General features: G+C 43.2%; 20 protein-coding genes and 1 tRNA gene. 8 read left to right on the plus strand and 13 right to left on the minus strand.

What is annotated here, in order from left to right; genetic code table 11:
- Positions 1 to 10 precede the first annotated feature (10 nt).
- The gene (locus myaer_RS07815) at positions 11 to 961 is read left to right on the plus strand and encodes a glycosyltransferase family 2 protein (RefSeq protein WP_046661673.1); all 951 of its coding nucleotides are present in this window, start codon (positions 11 to 13) and stop codon (positions 959 to 961) included.
- On the opposite strand, the gene myaer_RS07820 is transcribed toward myaer_RS07815, so the two are convergent.
- From myaer_RS07820 to myaer_RS07855, 8 genes are all read right to left on the minus strand, one after another.
- Complete coding sequence (locus myaer_RS07820) at positions 948 to 2,546, minus strand: peptide ligase PGM1-related protein (RefSeq protein ID WP_046661674.1); 1,599 nt, start codon at positions 2,544 to 2,546, stop codon at positions 948 to 950. The two genes, myaer_RS07815 and myaer_RS07820, sit on opposite strands and share 14 nt — an antisense overlap.
- Before the next feature lie 165 nt (positions 2,547 to 2,711).
- Positions 2,712 to 2,840 (minus strand): photosystem I reaction center subunit IX, encoded by a 129-nt coding sequence (gene psaJ / locus myaer_RS07825; protein WP_002738148.1) that lies wholly within the window; start codon positions 2,838 to 2,840, stop codon positions 2,712 to 2,714.
- Between the two features lie 45 nt (positions 2,841 to 2,885).
- Positions 2,886 to 3,380, minus strand: coding sequence for a photosystem I reaction center subunit III (locus myaer_RS07830; RefSeq protein WP_002748906.1), 495 nt, complete (start codon positions 3,378 to 3,380; stop codon positions 2,886 to 2,888).
- 132 nt (positions 3,381 to 3,512) lie between these two features.
- Positions 3,513 to 3,932: a secondary thiamine-phosphate synthase enzyme YjbQ gene (locus tag myaer_RS07835; protein WP_002757262.1), complete on the minus strand. Its 420-nt coding sequence runs from the start codon at positions 3,930 to 3,932 to the stop codon at positions 3,513 to 3,515.
- 10 nt (positions 3,933 to 3,942) lie between these two features.
- On the minus strand, positions 3,943 to 4,743 hold the full coding sequence (cobA, locus tag myaer_RS07840; protein ID WP_046661676.1) for a uroporphyrinogen-III C-methyltransferase: 801 nt from the start codon (positions 4,741 to 4,743) through the stop codon (positions 3,943 to 3,945).
- Between the two features lie 270 nt (positions 4,744 to 5,013).
- Positions 5,014 to 5,304 (minus strand): addiction module antidote protein, encoded by a 291-nt coding sequence (locus tag myaer_RS07845; RefSeq protein ID WP_002757266.1) that lies wholly within the window; start codon positions 5,302 to 5,304, stop codon positions 5,014 to 5,016.
- A gap of 9 nt (positions 5,305 to 5,313) precedes the next feature.
- Positions 5,314 to 5,604: a type II toxin-antitoxin system RelE/ParE family toxin gene (locus myaer_RS07850; protein ID WP_046661678.1), complete on the minus strand. Its 291-nt coding sequence runs from the start codon at positions 5,602 to 5,604 to the stop codon at positions 5,314 to 5,316.
- Between the two features lie 177 nt (positions 5,605 to 5,781).
- Positions 5,782 to 6,588, minus strand: a complete 807-nt coding sequence (locus tag myaer_RS07855; RefSeq protein WP_052734169.1) for a matrixin family metalloprotease — start codon at positions 6,586 to 6,588, stop codon at positions 5,782 to 5,784.
- A gap of 210 nt (positions 6,589 to 6,798) precedes the next feature.
- Between myaer_RS07855 and myaer_RS07860 the strand changes: the two genes are divergently transcribed.
- The 6 genes from myaer_RS07860 to myaer_RS07885 all read left to right on the plus strand — a co-directional run bounded on the left by myaer_RS07860 (position 6,799) and on the right by myaer_RS07885 (position 10,574).
- Positions 6,799 to 7,287, plus strand: coding sequence for a hypothetical protein (locus myaer_RS07860; RefSeq protein WP_046661680.1), 489 nt, complete (start codon positions 6,799 to 6,801; stop codon positions 7,285 to 7,287).
- A 145-nt stretch (positions 7,288 to 7,432) separates the two neighbouring features.
- Positions 7,433 to 7,723: a nucleotidyltransferase family protein gene (locus myaer_RS07865; protein ID WP_002757283.1), complete on the plus strand. Its 291-nt coding sequence runs from the start codon at positions 7,433 to 7,435 to the stop codon at positions 7,721 to 7,723.
- Positions 7,713 to 8,063 carry a DUF86 domain-containing protein gene (locus myaer_RS07870; protein WP_046661681.1) on the plus strand — a complete coding sequence of 117 codons (351 nt, stop codon included), beginning with the start codon at positions 7,713 to 7,715 and terminating at the stop codon, positions 8,061 to 8,063. Before myaer_RS07865 ends, myaer_RS07870 begins: the two co-directional genes overlap by 11 nt.
- Before the next feature lie 380 nt (positions 8,064 to 8,443).
- Entirely contained in the window at positions 8,444 to 9,343 is a 900-nt protein-coding gene (gene speB, locus myaer_RS07875; RefSeq protein WP_046661682.1) for an agmatinase, read from the plus strand.
- A gap of 46 nt (positions 9,344 to 9,389) precedes the next feature.
- Positions 9,390 to 9,463 (plus strand) — tRNA-Val (locus myaer_RS07880).
- 61 nt (positions 9,464 to 9,524) lie between these two features.
- A complete protein-coding gene (locus myaer_RS07885; RefSeq protein WP_046661683.1) occupies positions 9,525 to 10,574 on the plus strand; it encodes an aromatic ring-hydroxylating oxygenase subunit alpha in 1,050 nt (349 codons plus the stop codon).
- Positions 10,575 to 10,590: 16 nt separating this feature from the next.
- Here myaer_RS07885 and myaer_RS07890 read toward each other — a convergent pair whose 3' ends face one another.
- From myaer_RS07890 to lysA, 5 genes are all read right to left on the minus strand, one after another.
- Positions 10,591 to 11,703, minus strand: coding sequence for a hypothetical protein (locus tag myaer_RS07890; protein ID WP_046661685.1), 1,113 nt, complete (start codon positions 11,701 to 11,703; stop codon positions 10,591 to 10,593).
- Positions 11,704 to 11,832: 129 nt separating this feature from the next.
- Positions 11,833 to 12,147, minus strand: a complete 315-nt coding sequence (locus myaer_RS07895) for a DUF1825 family protein (RefSeq protein ID WP_002738222.1) — start codon at positions 12,145 to 12,147, stop codon at positions 11,833 to 11,835.
- Positions 12,148 to 12,386: 239 nt separating this feature from the next.
- Positions 12,387 to 13,136 carry a polyprenyl diphosphate synthase gene (gene uppS, locus myaer_RS07900; protein ID WP_046661686.1) on the minus strand — a complete coding sequence of 250 codons (750 nt, stop codon included), beginning with the start codon at positions 13,134 to 13,136 and terminating at the stop codon, positions 12,387 to 12,389.
- Positions 13,133 to 14,053, minus strand: coding sequence for a diadenylate cyclase CdaA (cdaA, locus tag myaer_RS07905; protein WP_002757027.1), 921 nt, complete (start codon positions 14,051 to 14,053; stop codon positions 13,133 to 13,135). Before cdaA ends, uppS begins: the two co-directional genes overlap by 4 nt.
- Before the next feature lie 21 nt (positions 14,054 to 14,074).
- Positions 14,075 to 15,478, minus strand: a complete 1,404-nt coding sequence (lysA, locus tag myaer_RS07910; protein ID WP_046661687.1) for a diaminopimelate decarboxylase — start codon at positions 15,476 to 15,478, stop codon at positions 14,075 to 14,077.
- A 228-nt stretch (positions 15,479 to 15,706) separates the two neighbouring features.
- Here lysA and myaer_RS07915 point away from each other — a divergent pair, with 228 nt between their 5' ends.
- Complete coding sequence (locus tag myaer_RS07915) at positions 15,707 to 16,432, plus strand: GUN4 domain-containing protein (protein WP_046661688.1); 726 nt, start codon at positions 15,707 to 15,709, stop codon at positions 16,430 to 16,432.
- Positions 16,433 to 16,467: the final 35 nt, after the last annotated feature.

Consider the following 16,467-nt stretch of genomic DNA (forward strand, 5'->3'; position numbering starts at 1 on the left):
GAGTTAATTTATGTCCAATACTTTTCTATCGATCATTATCCCGATGCGCGAGGGATTTAGCGAACATTGGCTAGGAGAATTATTGAAAGTCAAGGGAGATATAGAATTTATTTTAGTTCATCCTCCTGGGGTCAACCCTTCCCCAGTCAATGATCCACGCATAAAACAGATTGTCTGTGCTTTACGAGGTGAAATTATTCAAAGAAGTACAGGATTTTTAAATGCCAGAGGTACTTATATTCTCACAATCAATTGCGATGAATATTTACACCCGGAGGTCGTCACCTTAGTCAAAGACTATTTTGACCGCTTCCCCAATAGTTGGGTATTAAGATTAGCCAGACGTGGATTTCCCTACGGTGAACGAGAAAAATTAGAGAGTCCTTGGCCAACAATTCCCGATGTAAAAAGTTTAGCTATCTGTAGCAGGAGAGAGAATAATAGTAACTTATTTAAAGAGAATAATTATTTATTAGAAGCACCGATCGCTCCTTTAGATAATCCTTTTAATCCTAGCGCCCTGATCGGGAAACGTCGAGATCACAAGGGTCCTCACATGGAAAACTTTGATAAAAAAGTTTGGAAAAACGAACTGGTACAACCAGCAGTTAAAGAGATTACCGCTTCCATGAACGTCACTGGACCGATTAAATATATTCCCTTTTGGTGTTTAGATAGATTACTGGGTTTATATATTCAGGCCAAGTTTTTTGAGCGAGGTAAAACTATCGGTCATTGGCTGCCAGAAATAGCCGAACAACTGCGGATTGAAGATAATCCTCCTGAGTATAAAAGAACTAAACGTTTTTACTTTATTGCCGAGGTGATTCTCCTGAGAAATTTCCCTAAATACGGTTATCTTTGGAATTTAATTCTCGCTCAAGCGACGGAAGTACCGGGACGAGCCATCGATTCCCTAAAACGCAAATTATTGCCAGAAAAACCTTCTATATCCAAGTGATCGGTAATCCAGAATAATAACCTAAATTTATGGAACTATGCTCTGTTTCCCAATCTAAAACCTGTTCGACACGCTGATAAATTGCCGCCGCTTCTTCACTAGAATTGCCGATACAAGTTAACCCTAATTTACCAAATTCTGACAGCGCACCCATGAGATGAAAAACTGTTCCCGTTTTACTGCTACTATCAAAATGCAAGCGATGTTTAGCAATAATATCCATTAAATCATCGGGAAGTAAACCTTTGTATTGGGGTTTGTGGAGATTATCGGAGGCAATATAGTATTTTTCCTGGTGAGGTTGACTAAAAAATAATCCAGTTTCTCGATCGTATTCACCATTAGTTAAAAGTTTCAATGTCATGAAAGGATGGGTGGTTCCTCCTTTTCGCAGATTAATTTCGATCGCCTGTAAATCCCAGACTAAAGTGTCTGGATTTTTCACAGCGACGAAATCAACTCCATAGCGTTCAATTGCCCCCTTGGCTGCCAGAATTTCCCCTATTTTTAGGCCTAATTCCTGTAATTGTAGACGATAATTTTCATCGGCAGGAAAATGACAACCTAGATAAATTTGACCATCGGGACCGCCTAAAATTTGATCGTGAGTGGAAATAATATTCACTTCTCCCGTGGGTGTAATATAACCCTGCACACTCGGCGATCGCTTTTCTTCTCCTTCAATAAAAGCTTCGACAATTGCCCCTAATTCAGCAATTTTACTGGAAAAACTCTCCCAAGTTTCATCACTTGCTTGAAAACTCATCTTGTCTAATTGTTTAGCCAAGAGATTCATTCTCTCGCTTAAATCTAGACTGTTACTATCAACAATTCCCCCTAAAGGACGTAAATCTAAAACCGCATTTCCTTCTCCCGATAACCCCTCATTTAACTTCACTACCATGCGTTTTAATTGCGGTTGACGGGACCACAAACTAGCGGCTTCGTATAACAAATCCTTGACCGTATTTACCTGTAAACTACCGTCAGGATGGGGAATATTGCCTTGACCAAAAATCTCGCGACTGCCACTTTTAGAACCCCAATACAATAAGTCTGGACTACAGGCAAATAAAGGAATATCTAATTGTAAAGACAATTCTCGCTCTAAATTAGTAGAATTAAAACAAACCATGTAGGCACGATCTCGACGCAACGCTTGCCTGATTCTTTCTACTAAGCGCGGTCTTTCCAGAATTTTTTGGGTTAAAGGTTGAAAAGAGTTATCGTGAGTTGTCAGTAATAAAAGACGGTTATTAGCATGGGAAAAAGGAATCCCTGGCAACAATTGCAGGTAATAATCAATCACCATCCGCGACAGTGGCTGCGCTGTTACATAGATTAAACGAGTTTTCGGGTGTCGCAACCGAATCAGAGAAAATAATAATCTTTCTTCGTAATGTAAAAAACCCGCCACTTTTTGACCGACTCTCTGATCGATACTAAAAGAAGGGACAACGAGGATATCATAATCGCATTCATCCGATTCGGGAACGTTTTCTCCCTGCCAAATCTCTTTTAATTTTTCTTGTAATTCTTGATACCGCAGCCGCTTTTCTAGCATCACATCTCTATCTAACAGCATGGTTTGTCCCACCTCTGTGGTTGCAGACACCTGTATCTTATCTATTTTTAGGACCTGTGGTCTCCAGTGCCTTTCTTTTCTTAATATTCCCCAATCCCTCCGATCATTGCCCTTAAAAAGGGATACAGTGGACTCTGTATCCCCTTTAATCACCTGAGATTGGCTTTAACCTAGCGGGTGGAATAAGAGATCGGGATAAAAGCGATTAAATTCGATTAAAATCCCGGCGGTGAAAGTCAGCAGCGCCATAATTAACACGGGTGCGGACGAGAGAAATTTAGTAAGTCCTTCCATCTGAGTTCTCCTAGGGAATAAAAAGTCAAGGGTTTGACACAAAAATTAACGAGGGGAAACGGTAATTTCCGAATCCTTAACGGTTAATTTACCAGAAGTGGCTTCTTGTAAAGCCGCCAAGGGCCAGAGGAACCCCGTTAACATTTTGCTCAAAGCGAGGGGAACATCGATGATGATTTCCTTCATTTCGGCATCTTTGCTGTCGCGCACGGCGATTAAATAGGCCCGACCAACCCAACCGATCCAACCGGTAATGTACAGGAATAGGATGCTAGGGATAAAGAAATCACCCATGTGATCCCAACGACCATCAACAATTAGGTGCGGATAGCCTTCGGGTCCACAGAGAGCCTGGGAGTAGGTTTGAGCGCGTTTGGCTCCCGATTCGGGGTCAGGAGTGGTGTTGCGGAAACTCTTCGCTTTTTGCAGGAAAGCGGGATTTTCGCTACAAGGGGTCAGATTGGACAAATCAGCCGACGCTGGAGCGGCAAAGGTGAACCAGAGAGATAGCACCAGGGCCAGAGCGAACAATTTTCGCATAAATTGTTTCCTTTTGTTACGAAATATGAAGTTCTTTGTTCAAAAAGCGAACAATTTGATCGTACACGGAAAAAATCTTACTCCGATGAGGGGTACGAGTAAAGTTTCTATTACAAAACTATACGCAAAGCTTCAGACCCCGGTGATATGAACCACCACTTGTCTTTGGTGACGACTCTGACGATGTTCCCAGAGATAGATACCTTGCCAGATGCCTAAAACTAATTTACCCCTAGCGATCGGGATTTGTTCCGATGTCCGGGTTAGGACCGAGCGAATGTGAGCGGGCATATCGTCTGGCCCTTCGGTAGAGTGATAGTAGAGACTGCTATCTTCCGGCACTAACTTGGCGAAGAAATTGGCCAAATCCGTGAGAACATCGGGATCGGCATTTTCTTGGATCAGCAAGGAAGCGGAGGTGTGACAGACAAATATACTGCATAATCCCGTCGTTATGCCCGATTCAGCCACGATCGCTTCTATGGGGGCAGTCAGACGATGGAAATTCTTGGGACTGGTGGCAATTGTCAGGGATTTTTGATATTGACGCATGGGAACCGAATCAGAGAGAAATGGGGGTAGGGGGGATTGTCCTCGATAGCAAAGGTTGTCCCGCTTGCAAGAGATCGTGAAGGTCCACCACTGCCCCGATAACAGCGATCGCCGGGGATTCAAAGCCGGTGGCTTCGATCTGGTCCATAATCGTAGTGAAAGTACCGATTAACTGCTGTTGCTGCGGTGTTGTTCCCCAGCGAATCAGGGCGATCGGTGTTTCTGGACTTCTGCCCGCCTTGGTCAACTCCCCGATAATATAGGGTAAATTATGCACACCCATGTAAACAACAATTGTTTCTGCGCCATGGGCGATCGCTGACCAGTTAACTTGAGGACGATATTTACCCGCCATCTCGTGGCCGGTGACGAAGGTAACGGAAGAACTATAATCGCGATGGGTGAGGGGAATACCGGCGTAGGCAGGCACGGCAATTCCTGAAGTGATCCCCGGCACGATCTCGACGCTAATTCCGGCGGCAATCAGATCGAGCATTTCTTCACCCCCGCGACCGAAAACAAAGGGATCACCCCCCTTGAGACGAACAACCACAGCATTAGTCTGGGCCTTCTCGATCAGTAAAGCGGTGATTTCCTCCTGTACTAGAGAATGACGACCGCGACGCTTACCCCCATGGATTTGTTCGGCCCTGGGGTTAATCATGGCTAGAATCGAGGGGCTAACTAGGGCATCATAGAGGACAACATCGGCATTTTCTAGGAGAACTTTCGCTTTTAAGGTCAACAAACCGGGATCTCCGGGACCCGCACCGACGAGATAGACCTTACCGCAACTTTCTGATTGATTCATAGATACTGGGGAGAAAATTCTTGCTTCGATCGAATGCGCTTGATCCCTACTTTATTGTGACTGGGACAAAATTTGGTATTTTTGGCTACAGTTACTCGGCGATCATGCGCTTTCTTCATGAAGAATTATGATCTTAACATTACTTAACCTTTAATCTAGCGATCACTCTGATCCTAAATCTTGTTTAACAGGTATGGGGGAGAGCGGGTTTTTAAAGTGGGATTGGGAGTTAATCATACTATTAAAAACCGATTCAGTATAACGGTGAAGTTAGGCAATTGGTACGACTTGGAGGCGTAACCCAAGTGATTGTAAGACCTTAAGAACTGTGGCAAACTCTGGATTGCCTTCGATTGACAAAGCTTTATAGAGACTTTCACGCCCCAACCCTGTTTCACGGGCAATATGTGTCATCCCTTTAGATCGAGCAATATCACCTAATGCTGCTACCACTAAGCTTGGATCGCCATCTTCAAGAGCTGCTTCAAGATATGCAGCTATATCTTCTTTTGTTTCGAGATGTTCTGCCGCATCCCAAGGATAGGTTTGGATAGTAGCCATAAAAATCTCCTATAAGTCTTGTGCTAAATTTAATGCTGTTTTGATGTCCCGTTCTTGAGTTTGCTTATCTCCTGCTGCCAAGAGGATGATCAAGGTCTCTCCTCGCTGAATGAAATACACCCGATAGCCTTGGCCATAATCGATCCGCAGTTCCGATACACCTTTTCCTACTGGTTTAACATCGCCTGGATTGCCCATAGACAGGCGACGAACACGAATGTCTATACGTGCTTTTGCTTGGCGATCCCGCAAATTGCTAAACCACTGAGAGTAGGTTTCGGTCTGGCGAATTTCAATCATGCCCTGTATCCTATGGGATACAGAAGGACAAGCAATAAAAATAAGGTGCGTTACATTTCATTAACGCACCCTACTGGATTGTTTCAGCTAATTTGGTGTATTAGAAAAATGCTAGAAATTCTATAATCTAAGACTTTAAGCCGAAATCTATTGCCCTATTTTAGCTGAAACAGTCCACTACAAGATCGGCGTACTGCTACGCAGTGCCTTCGGCATCGCACTGGGTTCTTTTTCGGTTGAATGAGAGCGTTTTACTTTGCGTTTTAAGGTTGCACCTGCGCCAAGTATTCCCAGGGAAAATAGACTTATGATTGAGGTGGGTTCGGGAACTCTTGGTCCGTAAATATATCTTACTCCCGCTATATCATCCGGCTGTAGTCCATTAAAATTCTCACTATAATATGGGTACATAAGGGAATTAAGAACATTCGTATGATCAAGTCCAATAGCATGACCGATTTCATGGGCGGTCACTTGGAAAATATCCAGCGTGTTTATGTTACCATCAATGCTATTAACTGTCCAATTTTCAGAAACATCGAAGTGAATATCCCCTGCTCGTGTGTTGCCATTAGGTGGGGGATAATAGCCATGGGCAAGAGTTCCAAACGGACCGTCAAAAATGTGACCAGCTAAGCGAATATTACCCAAAATAGCATCGGGATGATCAAATGGTAATCCTGTGTCAGCTACTTCCACAAAGTTGATGTTAGCAACATTAGACCAAGCTTGAAAAGCTTTCTGAATTTCGGCTTTAAAGCCAGCAGGCATGAAAGATGCTAATGATGCTGTGGTGCATCCTAGTGGTTCAAATTGACCATTACAGGAAACACCACTAGGCATTAAACTCCAAGTAACATTAGCCCCTGTTCCAAAAACAGGATCACCCCATTTTGTTCCCGTTACCACGAATGCTGAGGCAGTTGAAGATATCCCAATAATGCCAGAGATAACCAGTGTGGTAAACAAAGTCTTTTTAATCATTATTTCCTCAATTTGAGTAGGTGACTTAAATTGCGCTTATTCTAAACAAACCAAACTTTTCTGTCAAGGCTTTTAAAGTCATATAAAGTTATATAAAGCAGTATTAAGAAAAATAACTTAAATCTAAAAATAATATTAAATTGACCGTACACCTGATAATGTCATATAATGTCGGGTAAAAGCTTATTAATCTTGATTCTGTGTGTAAAAATGAACAATTTTGATATTCACTCTTTAATTACAACTGTTGATAATCCCATCTTCTCCTATACAGGAGAGAATTTAGATGATGTTCAGTCTGAAATCTTAGAAGGGGTGATTAACCATCAAAAATACACAGAAATCGCTAAAAGTCATCATCGTTCCGAGAAATATGTCAAGGATGTAGCCGGTAAGCTATGGAAAACCTTATCGGAAATTTTAGGAGAAGAAGTTAATAAAGCTAATCTTAGGTCTAGTCTGCGAAGATATTATTATAATGTCGCTAACAATAATGTCGTTAACGGTGTCCAAATTAATAAAGGTCATATCTGTAATCAACTACCAGAAAACCAATTACAAAAATTTGATCCAGAAGAAGAATATAAACTCGAAATCGCTACAGAATTGATGAAGGAAGGCTTAACCGTCGAACAAATTGCTAGAGTGTTAAAACTTCCCTTAGAATTAGTTAAACAGCAACTTGAAAAACCTAAGTAACCTAATTAATGGTGGTATTTGGCACTGGCAGAGCATTTCTAAGTTCAATAATAATTTCTATTTTAATAAACTTCATCATGAGAGCCAATATCAACGAGACAACCATTAAGGTTACAATGAAAGAATCAGATTTCAGGAAATAGCCATGAAACGAGATGAGGTACTAACAATTCTCGCGAAACACCGAGAACAATTAGAAAAACTAGGGGTAAAATCTCTGTCTCTATTTGGTTCAGTAGCAAGGGATGAAGCACGTTTTGACAGTGATGTAGATTTATTGGTAGAATTTAGTAAAGCGGTAGGGTTATTTGAGTTTATCGAGGTACGACTTTACTTAGAAGATATATTAGGATGTTCTGTTGATTTAGGTACTCAAGATTCTTTAAAAGAACATTTACGACAACCTGTATTAAAGGATGTGATTAATGCCTTTTAGAGATTGGCAACTTCGTCTTCAAGATATTATTGAATCCATTGATGAAATCTTGGAATGGACGGCTAATATGACCTTTGAAGATTTTAGATCAAATCGAGTGACTCTTAAAGCAGTTCTTTATAATTTAGGAATTATTGGTGAGGCATCTAGAAATATTCCTAGTGAGATACAATTGCGTTATTCTCAAATTCCTTGGCGTTTAATGGGAGATATGCGAAATGTCATTTTTCATGAATATTTTCGGGTAGAATTGGCAATTGCTTGGCGGACGATTGAAAATAATCTAACTCCATTGCGTTCACAATTACAGGAAATTTTAGAAAATGAAGCCGAAAATTAATCTATAAAATTCCCCCTCAACTTATTCAATTAAGGGGGAATGAGTTATATAAAAAAAGCAATTTAACCGACGTTCTTGACAAAAGGCCATAACCTGTGCCTTGGGAGGGATTAAGAGAATTTCTGATGCCCTCTTACCCGGTAGAAATCAAGGAAACCCCCCATAAATCTAACTCGGTTTCAGCAAATATGCTCGCTCCCTGTCCATTGAGAAATATTACCATAAACATGGGTACAGCAAAAAAAGTTAAGGGATGTATCCATTGATGGATAAGGGTTTTTTGCTATTGCAGTAGATATGTCTGGGGTCAGTTGAGATAGACAAAAATAGTCAAAATATTTATAATAGAAGATTGGACTAAAATTTTCTGTGATTTGCCCATGTTATTGTCTGGCGCCACCGGTAGCGAACAATTTTTAGGTAGTGAAGCGATCGCATCTTACGCCACAGCTAAGGCCGTGATCCTGCCGATTCCCTACGAGGCCACCACCACCTATCGCAAGGGTTGTGAAACTGGACCGGCGGCGGTGATTACCGCTTCCCAACAATTGGAAGCCTATGACGAGGAACTTAAGAGGGAAACCTGTTTAGAAGTGGGCATCTATACCCATGATGCGATCGCAGATACCCGTCAACAACCGCAATTGTCCGCCGAGGAGATGTTAGCCGTCACCACAGCTACAGTTTCCCGTCTAATTGCCGATGATAAATTTGTCGTCGCCGTCGGGGGTGAACACGCTATCACTACGGGAGTAGTACAAGCTTATCGACAAGCTTTATCGGAACCTTTTACTGTGGTTCAAATTGATGCTCATGGCGATATGCGTTTTGAGTACGAAGGCTCCCACCATAACCACGCCTGTGTGATGCGTCGGGTGTTAGAAATGGGTTTACCGACCTTACCCGTGGGAATTCGGGCTATTTGTCGGGAAGAAGCGGAATTAATCGCTAAACAGCAGATTCCCGTGATTTGGGATCGAGATATCGCCGGTGATCCGAATTGGATCGAAAAAGCGATCGCCAAAATTACCACCGAGAAGGTATTTTTAACCATAGACGTGGATGGCATCGATCCGGCTTTAATTCCGGGGGTGGGAACACCCGAACCGGGGGGGTTAAGTTGGCATCAAACCCTAGGCTTTCTCCGTCGTCTTTTCCAAACTCATCAGGTGATTGGCTGCGATGTGATGGAATTGGCCCCGATTAGTGATTCGGTGGTCTCGGAATTTACCACTGCCAAGTTAATTTATAAGTTAATTGGATATCAATTTACTGTTTAGGGGCTTGCCTAATTAGGAGCAATCGTGTTATAATAACAATTCGTGCGGACGTATAGCTCAGTTGGTTAGAGTACATCGTTGACATCGATGGGGTCACTGGTTCGAATCCAGTTACGTCCATAAGGTATAATCTTGATTTCTAATGATAGGATGAACGATCGAAGCTCTCCAGAGAAACCCTATGACTAGCTTACTGCGCGACTTTTGGTATGTGGCCACACCAGCAAATAAACTTAAACCCGGTCAGCTAATGGCCAAAAAAATGCTAGGTGAACCGATTGTTGTTGGCAGGAGAGAGGATGGAGAAGTGTTCGCATTGCGGGATATTTGCCCCCATCGTGGCATTCCGCTGCACCATGGCTGGATTGAAGGAGATGGGGTGTACTGTTGCTATCATGGCTGGAAATTTAATACTAGCGATGGCGTTTGTTCTGAGATCCCCTCATTAACGGAACACGATCGCCTTGATATTAGCAGAATTTGTGTCACCAGTTATCCCTGTCGCGAAATACAAGGTCATATCTGGGTGTTTATTCCAGCAGACTCAAAAAGAGAAATTAATCGAGAAAATCTGCCTCCTGTGCCGACTATTAGCGCTTTTGGCAAACTTACCCCCAAAGTAGCCGAAACTATCACTTTTGACTGCAATATTGACCATGCAGTGGTGGGATTGATGGATCCGGCCCACGGTCCCTACGTTCATACTTCTTGGTGGTGGCGCAGCGGTCCGCGCAAATTTCGGGTCAAGGAAAAACAATACGAACCTGTCCCCCTCGGTTTTCGTCTTGCTCCCTATGATATGCCTGTAAGTGCGAAACCCTATAAAATTTTGGGTAATAAAGTATCGATTGAAATTGTTTTTGAATTGCCCTCGGTGCGTACAGAAATACTACGAGGCGACCGCCATTTAGCTTGTGCTTTTACGGCAATTACTCCCATCGATGAAAATCACTGCGAAGTCCATCAAAGTTTATACTATACGATTCCTTGGTTGGCATTTTTAACCCCTCTTTTGCGTTATTTAACCCTACAATTCCTCAAACAGGATCGCGATGTGGTGATTAAACAACAGGAAGGACTTAGTTATCATCCGGCTTTGATGTTAATTGATGATGCCGATACCCAGGCCAAATGGTATTATCGCCTCAAGCAAGAATACGAAAAATCTCAAGCAGAAAAACGTGATTTTGTCAACCCCATTAAAGCACAGATTTTACGATGGCGCAGTTAGAATTTGATCATTTTATTTAGGTTCTCACTAAGGATTTATTGACACTGGCCTCAATTTGATAAATAGAGGAAAGGACGCTACCTTGATGATTATTGACTAGATCGTATTTGACTTCTTGTAAATAATTAAAAATGGCATCTCGCAGAATCGGTTTTTCAATGTTTACCCGGTGCTGATAGTCCCATAAATCCCACACTATCAAACCAATTCCCACGATTGGATCAATTAATTCTGCCCCAAAACTACTCGCTACTGCTCCACCGGTTTTAGTGGCAATTTTCGCCCCCGTTTTTCCCGCTAGGGACAAGTAAACTGTGCTGCCAACTTTCATCACTGGAATCATAGATTTAACTCCTAAAGCAGTGGCACCACCGACTAAAAGTTTAATTGATGTGTTAGAAATATTGCCCTCGGTATCTTGAATTGTTATGGCTATATCACTAAGATAACGGTCCCATTTACCTTGGGGAATTTGATAACTGGCCTGAATATTCTCTAATTCATTGCTTAAATTACTGACATATAAATTAACGGCATCCCTAGTAATTCTCTCTAGACGCAACTGGGCCTCTTGGGGACGAATTACCCGTTTGGTAAACTCGGTTTGAATAGTTTTGGTCAAATTTTCTGCCACTACCTGTTCCGGGGGTGGATTATCTGTATTGACCCAGTGAGCGATCGAGGAGTATAATCCACTTAAAAAGGCCTTGCCCTCAAATTGTTTTTGATTGAAATAGTTAAAATACCAAGGCAGAAAACCCTGATCTACTCTTGTCATCAACTCCTTCACCCATGCCTCAATTTCTCCTAGGGCAAATGTTTGAGAATTTGCTCTCGCTGTCTGTAAAGCTTGGCTAATCTCCCGATCGATTTTGCTGTTAGATTTTTGGGGTATAGTGATGGGAATCTCTAGGTTAGTTTCAGTAGCAACCCTAGTTTTTAACGGTTCATTGCCCGCATTTCCTAGCCAAATTTTCCCTAAAAGAGGCACGATAACCACTAGAACAACTATAGCCCAAATTAACGGGGTGATCGCCTTAATCAGTTGACTGATCGCCTGAATGCGGTTAGTTTTTTCACTATACTGAGGTGGCTCAATATTCTCTTGTGAATCTGGCCTGGAGTTCATCAGCTAACCTACTTAAAATTATTGGATCGTCGTTCTCAAAAAACCGCAGAAACCCCAATTTTCCGAGCAGTAAACTGGAGAGGGCATATCGGGTAGAAGACAGCCAATACCCGATAAATATCGGCAATTTCAGCGAATTTCTGCCTTCATCCGCTCAAGGGTTTGCTGCATTTGGTCGAACATCATTTGGGGAGTCATACCAAATTGACCTAATTGGGTTTTTAGCTGTTCTACGGTCATTTGGGCGGAGAAATCCTCAGATAACTCGAAACGCTTCATAAATATCTTGTAGCGTTCCATTAACTCTTCCATCCTATCGATAAAGATTATTTTCCCCTCTCGATCGAATTTACCGTACTCGCTGCCCAGTTGTGTGAGAGACTGGTAATCCTCAAATAGCTGTCTAGCTTCCTGTTGAACCACTTCTGAGTCAAAGAATCCCATAATCTTAAAACGGCTTATTGTCGATAGTTATTCTCCATCCTATTTTATTTTAGCTGGGGAAAAAGTCTAGCTCCAGCCGATTTACGGATTACCGTATTGGGGAAATCGAGAAGATCACAAACGATCTCTCGTCGCGGTTTAACCGTTGCCCCAGGGAGTTTAACATAAAAAGTGAAAAATCAAGAATTGTCCTTTAACTGCCCCACAGGGACTATTTTGATCAATTTGGGCTGCGGCCCTTATAATTTGCCAAAACGACGATGACGACCCTGATAATCTTTTAAAGCGCGGTGAAATTGCACTCGATCGAAATCGGGCCAGAGGGTTTCAGTAACGTAGATTTCCGCGTAGGCCATTTGCCAGAGTAAAAAATTACTAATTCGCATTTCCCCACTACTGCGAATTAACAGGTCTGGGTTAGGAATCCCAGCAGTATAAAGATACTGTTCAAAGAGAGATTCATCGATCGCTTCCGGGGAGATTAAACCCTGTTGCACCTGACGAGCGATCGCCTGACAAGCTTGCACAATTTCCTCTCGGCCACCATAATTAGTCGCCACCGTAAATTGAATACCGGAATTTTTGCTAGTTTCTGCTTGAGATTTAGCAATTTCCCGTCTTAAAGACTCTGGCAAGGCTGATAAATTACCAATAAAGCGAATTTTGACATTTTCCTGCATCATTTCCTCTAATTCGCGCCGCAAAACCCGCTCGAATAGAGTCATTAAAAACTCCACTTCCTCCAGGGGACGACCCCAATTTTCCGTAGAAAAAGCATAAGCGGTTAGAGCGGGAATACCCCAGTCACGACAACAGCGCAGCAAGTCCTTAAGTGCATCTACTCCCCTTTGATGGCCCATAATCCGCGGTAAACCACGATTTTTCGCCCAACGACCGTTCCCATCCATAATCACTGCGACGTGCTGAGGCAAACGGTTTTTATCTAAATCCGTAGGTAATTCTGGTGACAAGCTCGGTTTAAGAGTCATTTTCTATCTTTGGGGGTTGCGCTGGGCGAACGGGAGAACTTTTCTAAGATTAGACGACCTTTTAAGCCAATTGTACGCCCTAAACGTCCCCAACTCGGTGCGACCACTTCCCCCTCTCCCGACGGAGAAAACTTCGCTTCGAGAAGCTCTTTTAGTTTACTACTGGTTAAAGGCCGATCCAAATTACCCCCCGACGCGAGGGAAATCGAGCCAGTTTCCTCAGAAACCACAATACAGATACAATTATCTAGCCTTTCGGTGATGCCCATGGCCGCCCGATGACGGGTGCCTAATTGCCTAGAGGTACTGCGCTCCGATAGAGGTAGAATAACACCAGCGGCCACCACTCGATCGCCCCGAATAAATACAGCCCCATCGTGTAGTAAAGTTTTAGTTTGAAAAATAGTTTGAATTAATTCCTTAGATACTTCACCATTTAGCATCACTCCTGGATTGACAAAGACCTTGGTATCGAGATTGCCACTGGTTTCTAATACCATCAGCGCACCGGTGCGATTTTGAGATAGATCCTTCACCGCGTCCACTAACTCATCAATGACATTATCGGTCTTGGGAGTGGGGGAACTTTTTTTAAATAATTCCCACACTTGACCTTTGCCCAATAATTCTAAAAAACGGCGGAATTCCGACTGAAAAATCACAGCAATCGCTACGGCTGCCCCCAAAATCAATTTTTCTAGGACTAACCCCAGCAAGCGCAATCCTAGGGCATCGCTAATCACCGAGGCCAGCATTAAGTAGATTAGTCCTCGCACCATCCAAAAGGTACGCCGCTCGCCGATAATTAGCAGCAGCATATAGGTAAGGAGGAGAACTAACCCAAAGTCTAGGACTGACAGACCATGGCTGAGAATCCAGGACAATAACCGGCGAGGGTCCAGAAAAAAACCCGACATGGGGGACGATAGCGATGAGGTTTATATCAAGGAGAGTCGATTGGGTAAGCGGTCTTGACGCAGCAGATCCGCCAGATTTTCCCGTTCAAGGATGAGATTAGCTTCTCCGTTGTGGACAATTACCGCCGCCGGACGGGGTAAGCGGTTGTAATTAGAAGCCATACTGTAGTTATAGGCCCCCGTGGCCAAAACCACTAACATATCCCCCGGGTTGGTTTTCGGTAGCGTAATATCCTTAATTAGAATATCGCCAGATTCACAATGCTTTCCAGCTATTGTCACCACTTCCTGACATTCTTGACTCATTTTATTGGCGACCACGGCCCGGTAAACCGATTGATAGGTAATCGGTCGGGGATTATCGGACATTCCGCCATCGACGGCGATATAGGTGCGGATTTCGGGGATTTCCTTGCGATTACCCACTGTATAGGCCGTTACGCAAGCGGTGGCAATCAGAGAGCGTCCCGGTTCGGCAATGAGCAGCGGATAAGCGATACCTCTTTCCTGACAAGCTTTAGCCACTGCTAAGGACACCGCTTGCACCCATTCCTCGATACTTGGGGGGTCATCACTTTCCAGGTAGCGAATCCCTAAACCACCACCGACGTTTAATTGCTCTAGGGGTAATCCCCGTTCTAAACCTAATTTAAACCAATCTGCCAACACAGCGGCTAAGTCTTGGTGGGGTTGACGTTCAAAAATCTGGGAACCGATGTGAGCGTGTAAACCCAGACAATTCAGCACCCGATGAGCTAAAACATAGTCAAATACCGCTTCGATTTGATGGGGGTCAAAACCAAATTTACTGTCTAAGTGACCCGTGCGAATATATTCGTGGGTGTGGCACTCGATGCCGGGGGTTAACCGCAATAGGATCGGAATAGGGGTATCAGGACGATTTTCGCCTAATTTAACCAGATTTTCTAACTCTAGCCAGTTATCAACGATAATAATGCAGTTATGCTCGATCGCATATTCTAACTCGGCGATCGATTTGTTATTACCATGAAAGTATATCGGCACATCGGTTTTATTGATCTGGTCTAAAGCGGTTAACACCGTATGAATTTCTCCGGCCGAGACCACATCAAAACCTAATCCCTCCCTAGCGACCACGGCCGATACGGCCAGGCAATTCCACGCTTTCGAGGCATAAATTACCCTAGATTCTCCGGGATAATGAGTCTGGAAACCTTGCAGATATTGACGACAGGCAGTGCGGAGGGTGACTTCATCGACAATATACAAGGGTGAACCGAAACGTTCCACTAGGGTGGTCACATCACAACCACCGATTTCTAGACAATCGCGGTTATTAACCTTGGCTGTCAGGGGGAACAGGGTTTGATTCGGGGATAGACACTCTTGATAGGCTAAATATTTTTGTCCGGAATTGTTGATTTTAGGTTCAGTTGATAGCATGAGCGGTGTTTTTTGTCAAGAAATCGATAATTTTTGTTACAATCTCCGCGCATCCCCGATTCAGTCAAGGGAAATTTGACCGTCGGTGATCTAGATAACCAAAATAGTTCTCTCTTTCAGTGTACGATCAACCACCCGCTAAAAATGCCTTTTTTGTCAGGAAAAAATCGAGCAGCGACCCCGAAATAGTGGTAATAGTATTGAAGGAGTGGTCTTAAAAGTGATGATATGACTGACCAGAATGGCGTGTTAGTAGAAGAACAAAGCGAGGATATTACCCGTAAGATGAGTCAATTAGCCACCGAGTCGCCGAAAAATCAATTACAAATCCTGACACAATTAGCCGGGGACGGAGAAGGTGGACTAACCGTATTGAGAGATTTTTTATTAGCCGGGCGCCCGACTCCTGTTAATCTGGTGACAGGGAAGGCTTATCAATTGCTATACCAAGATAATAGCGATCAAAGCAAGGAATTTTTAGCGAATTATTTCCCCACGGGTATTGTTCCCCTCGATAGTGCTAAGGGTATTGATTATCGACTTTTACAGGAATTATTGGCTAAACAGGATTTTCAAACTGCCGATAGTCTCACCCGTCAAAAACTCTGTGAATTAGCAGGAGAAGGAGCAATACAGAGAAAATGGGTCTATTTTACGGAAGTAGAAGCTTTCCCCGGTGTGGATATTCAGACTATTGATAATCTTTGGTTGGTTCATTCGGAAGGGAAATTCGGTTGGTCGGTGCAGCGCAAATTATGGATAGGTGTGGGACAAGATTTCCCGAAACTCTGGCCGAAAATTGGCTGGAAAAATGGCAATAATTGGACAAAATACCCCCAAGAATTTATCTGGGATTTAAGCGCTCCCGTGGGCCATTTACCCCTGTTAAATCAACTGCGCGGGGTGAGAGTGGCTGCCTCTTTATTCTCCCATCCCGTCTGGAGTGAAAAATAGATTGAGAGCATTCGGCCCGCTAGTGTATCAGATTT

It is taken from the genome of Microcystis aeruginosa NIES-2549, assembly GCF_000981785.2.
Classification (GTDB): Bacteria; Cyanobacteriota; Cyanobacteriia; order Cyanobacteriales; family Microcystaceae; genus Microcystis; species Microcystis aeruginosa_C.

What these genes read in the sequence shown, in the direction of transcription:
- myaer_RS07815 (WP_046661673.1), top strand. Translation starts at nt 11, where the DNA reads ATGTCCAATACTTTTCTATCGATCATTATCCCGATGCGCGAGGGATTT.
- myaer_RS07820 (WP_046661674.1), bottom strand. Translation starts at nt 2,546, where the DNA reads ATGCTGTTAGATAGAGATGTGATGCTAGAAAAGCGGCTGCGGTATCAA.
- psaJ (WP_002738148.1), bottom strand. Translation starts at nt 2,840, where the DNA reads ATGGAAGGACTTACTAAATTTCTCTCGTCCGCACCCGTGTTAATTATG.
- myaer_RS07830 (WP_002748906.1), bottom strand. Translation starts at nt 3,380, where the DNA reads ATGCGAAAATTGTTCGCTCTGGCCCTGGTGCTATCTCTCTGGTTCACC.
- myaer_RS07835 (WP_002757262.1), bottom strand. Translation starts at nt 3,932, where the DNA reads ATGCGTCAATATCAAAAATCCCTGACAATTGCCACCAGTCCCAAGAAT.
- cobA (WP_046661676.1), bottom strand. Translation starts at nt 4,743, where the DNA reads ATGAATCAATCAGAAAGTTGCGGTAAGGTCTATCTCGTCGGTGCGGGT.
- myaer_RS07845 (WP_002757266.1), bottom strand. Translation starts at nt 5,304, where the DNA reads ATGGCTACTATCCAAACCTATCCTTGGGATGCGGCAGAACATCTCGAA.
- myaer_RS07850 (WP_046661678.1), bottom strand. Translation starts at nt 5,604, where the DNA reads ATGATTGAAATTCGCCAGACCGAAACCTACTCTCAGTGGTTTAGCAAT.
- myaer_RS07855 (WP_052734169.1), bottom strand. Translation starts at nt 6,588, where the DNA reads ATGATTAAAAAGACTTTGTTTACCACACTGGTTATCTCTGGCATTATT.
- myaer_RS07860 (WP_046661680.1), top strand. Translation starts at nt 6,799, where the DNA reads ATGAACAATTTTGATATTCACTCTTTAATTACAACTGTTGATAATCCC.
- myaer_RS07865 (WP_002757283.1), top strand. Translation starts at nt 7,433, where the DNA reads ATGAAACGAGATGAGGTACTAACAATTCTCGCGAAACACCGAGAACAA.
- myaer_RS07870 (WP_046661681.1), top strand. Translation starts at nt 7,713, where the DNA reads ATGCCTTTTAGAGATTGGCAACTTCGTCTTCAAGATATTATTGAATCC.
- speB (WP_046661682.1), top strand. Translation starts at nt 8,444, where the DNA reads ATGTTATTGTCTGGCGCCACCGGTAGCGAACAATTTTTAGGTAGTGAA.
- myaer_RS07885 (WP_046661683.1), top strand. Translation starts at nt 9,525, where the DNA reads ATGACTAGCTTACTGCGCGACTTTTGGTATGTGGCCACACCAGCAAAT.
- myaer_RS07890 (WP_046661685.1), bottom strand. Translation starts at nt 11,703, where the DNA reads ATGAACTCCAGGCCAGATTCACAAGAGAATATTGAGCCACCTCAGTAT.
- myaer_RS07895 (WP_002738222.1), bottom strand. Translation starts at nt 12,147, where the DNA reads ATGGGATTCTTTGACTCAGAAGTGGTTCAACAGGAAGCTAGACAGCTA.
- uppS (WP_046661686.1), bottom strand. Translation starts at nt 13,136, where the DNA reads ATGACTCTTAAACCGAGCTTGTCACCAGAATTACCTACGGATTTAGAT.
- cdaA (WP_002757027.1), bottom strand. Translation starts at nt 14,053, where the DNA reads ATGTCGGGTTTTTTTCTGGACCCTCGCCGGTTATTGTCCTGGATTCTC.
- lysA (WP_046661687.1), bottom strand. Translation starts at nt 15,478, where the DNA reads ATGCTATCAACTGAACCTAAAATCAACAATTCCGGACAAAAATATTTA.
- myaer_RS07915 (WP_046661688.1), top strand. Translation starts at nt 15,707, where the DNA reads ATGACTGACCAGAATGGCGTGTTAGTAGAAGAACAAAGCGAGGATATT.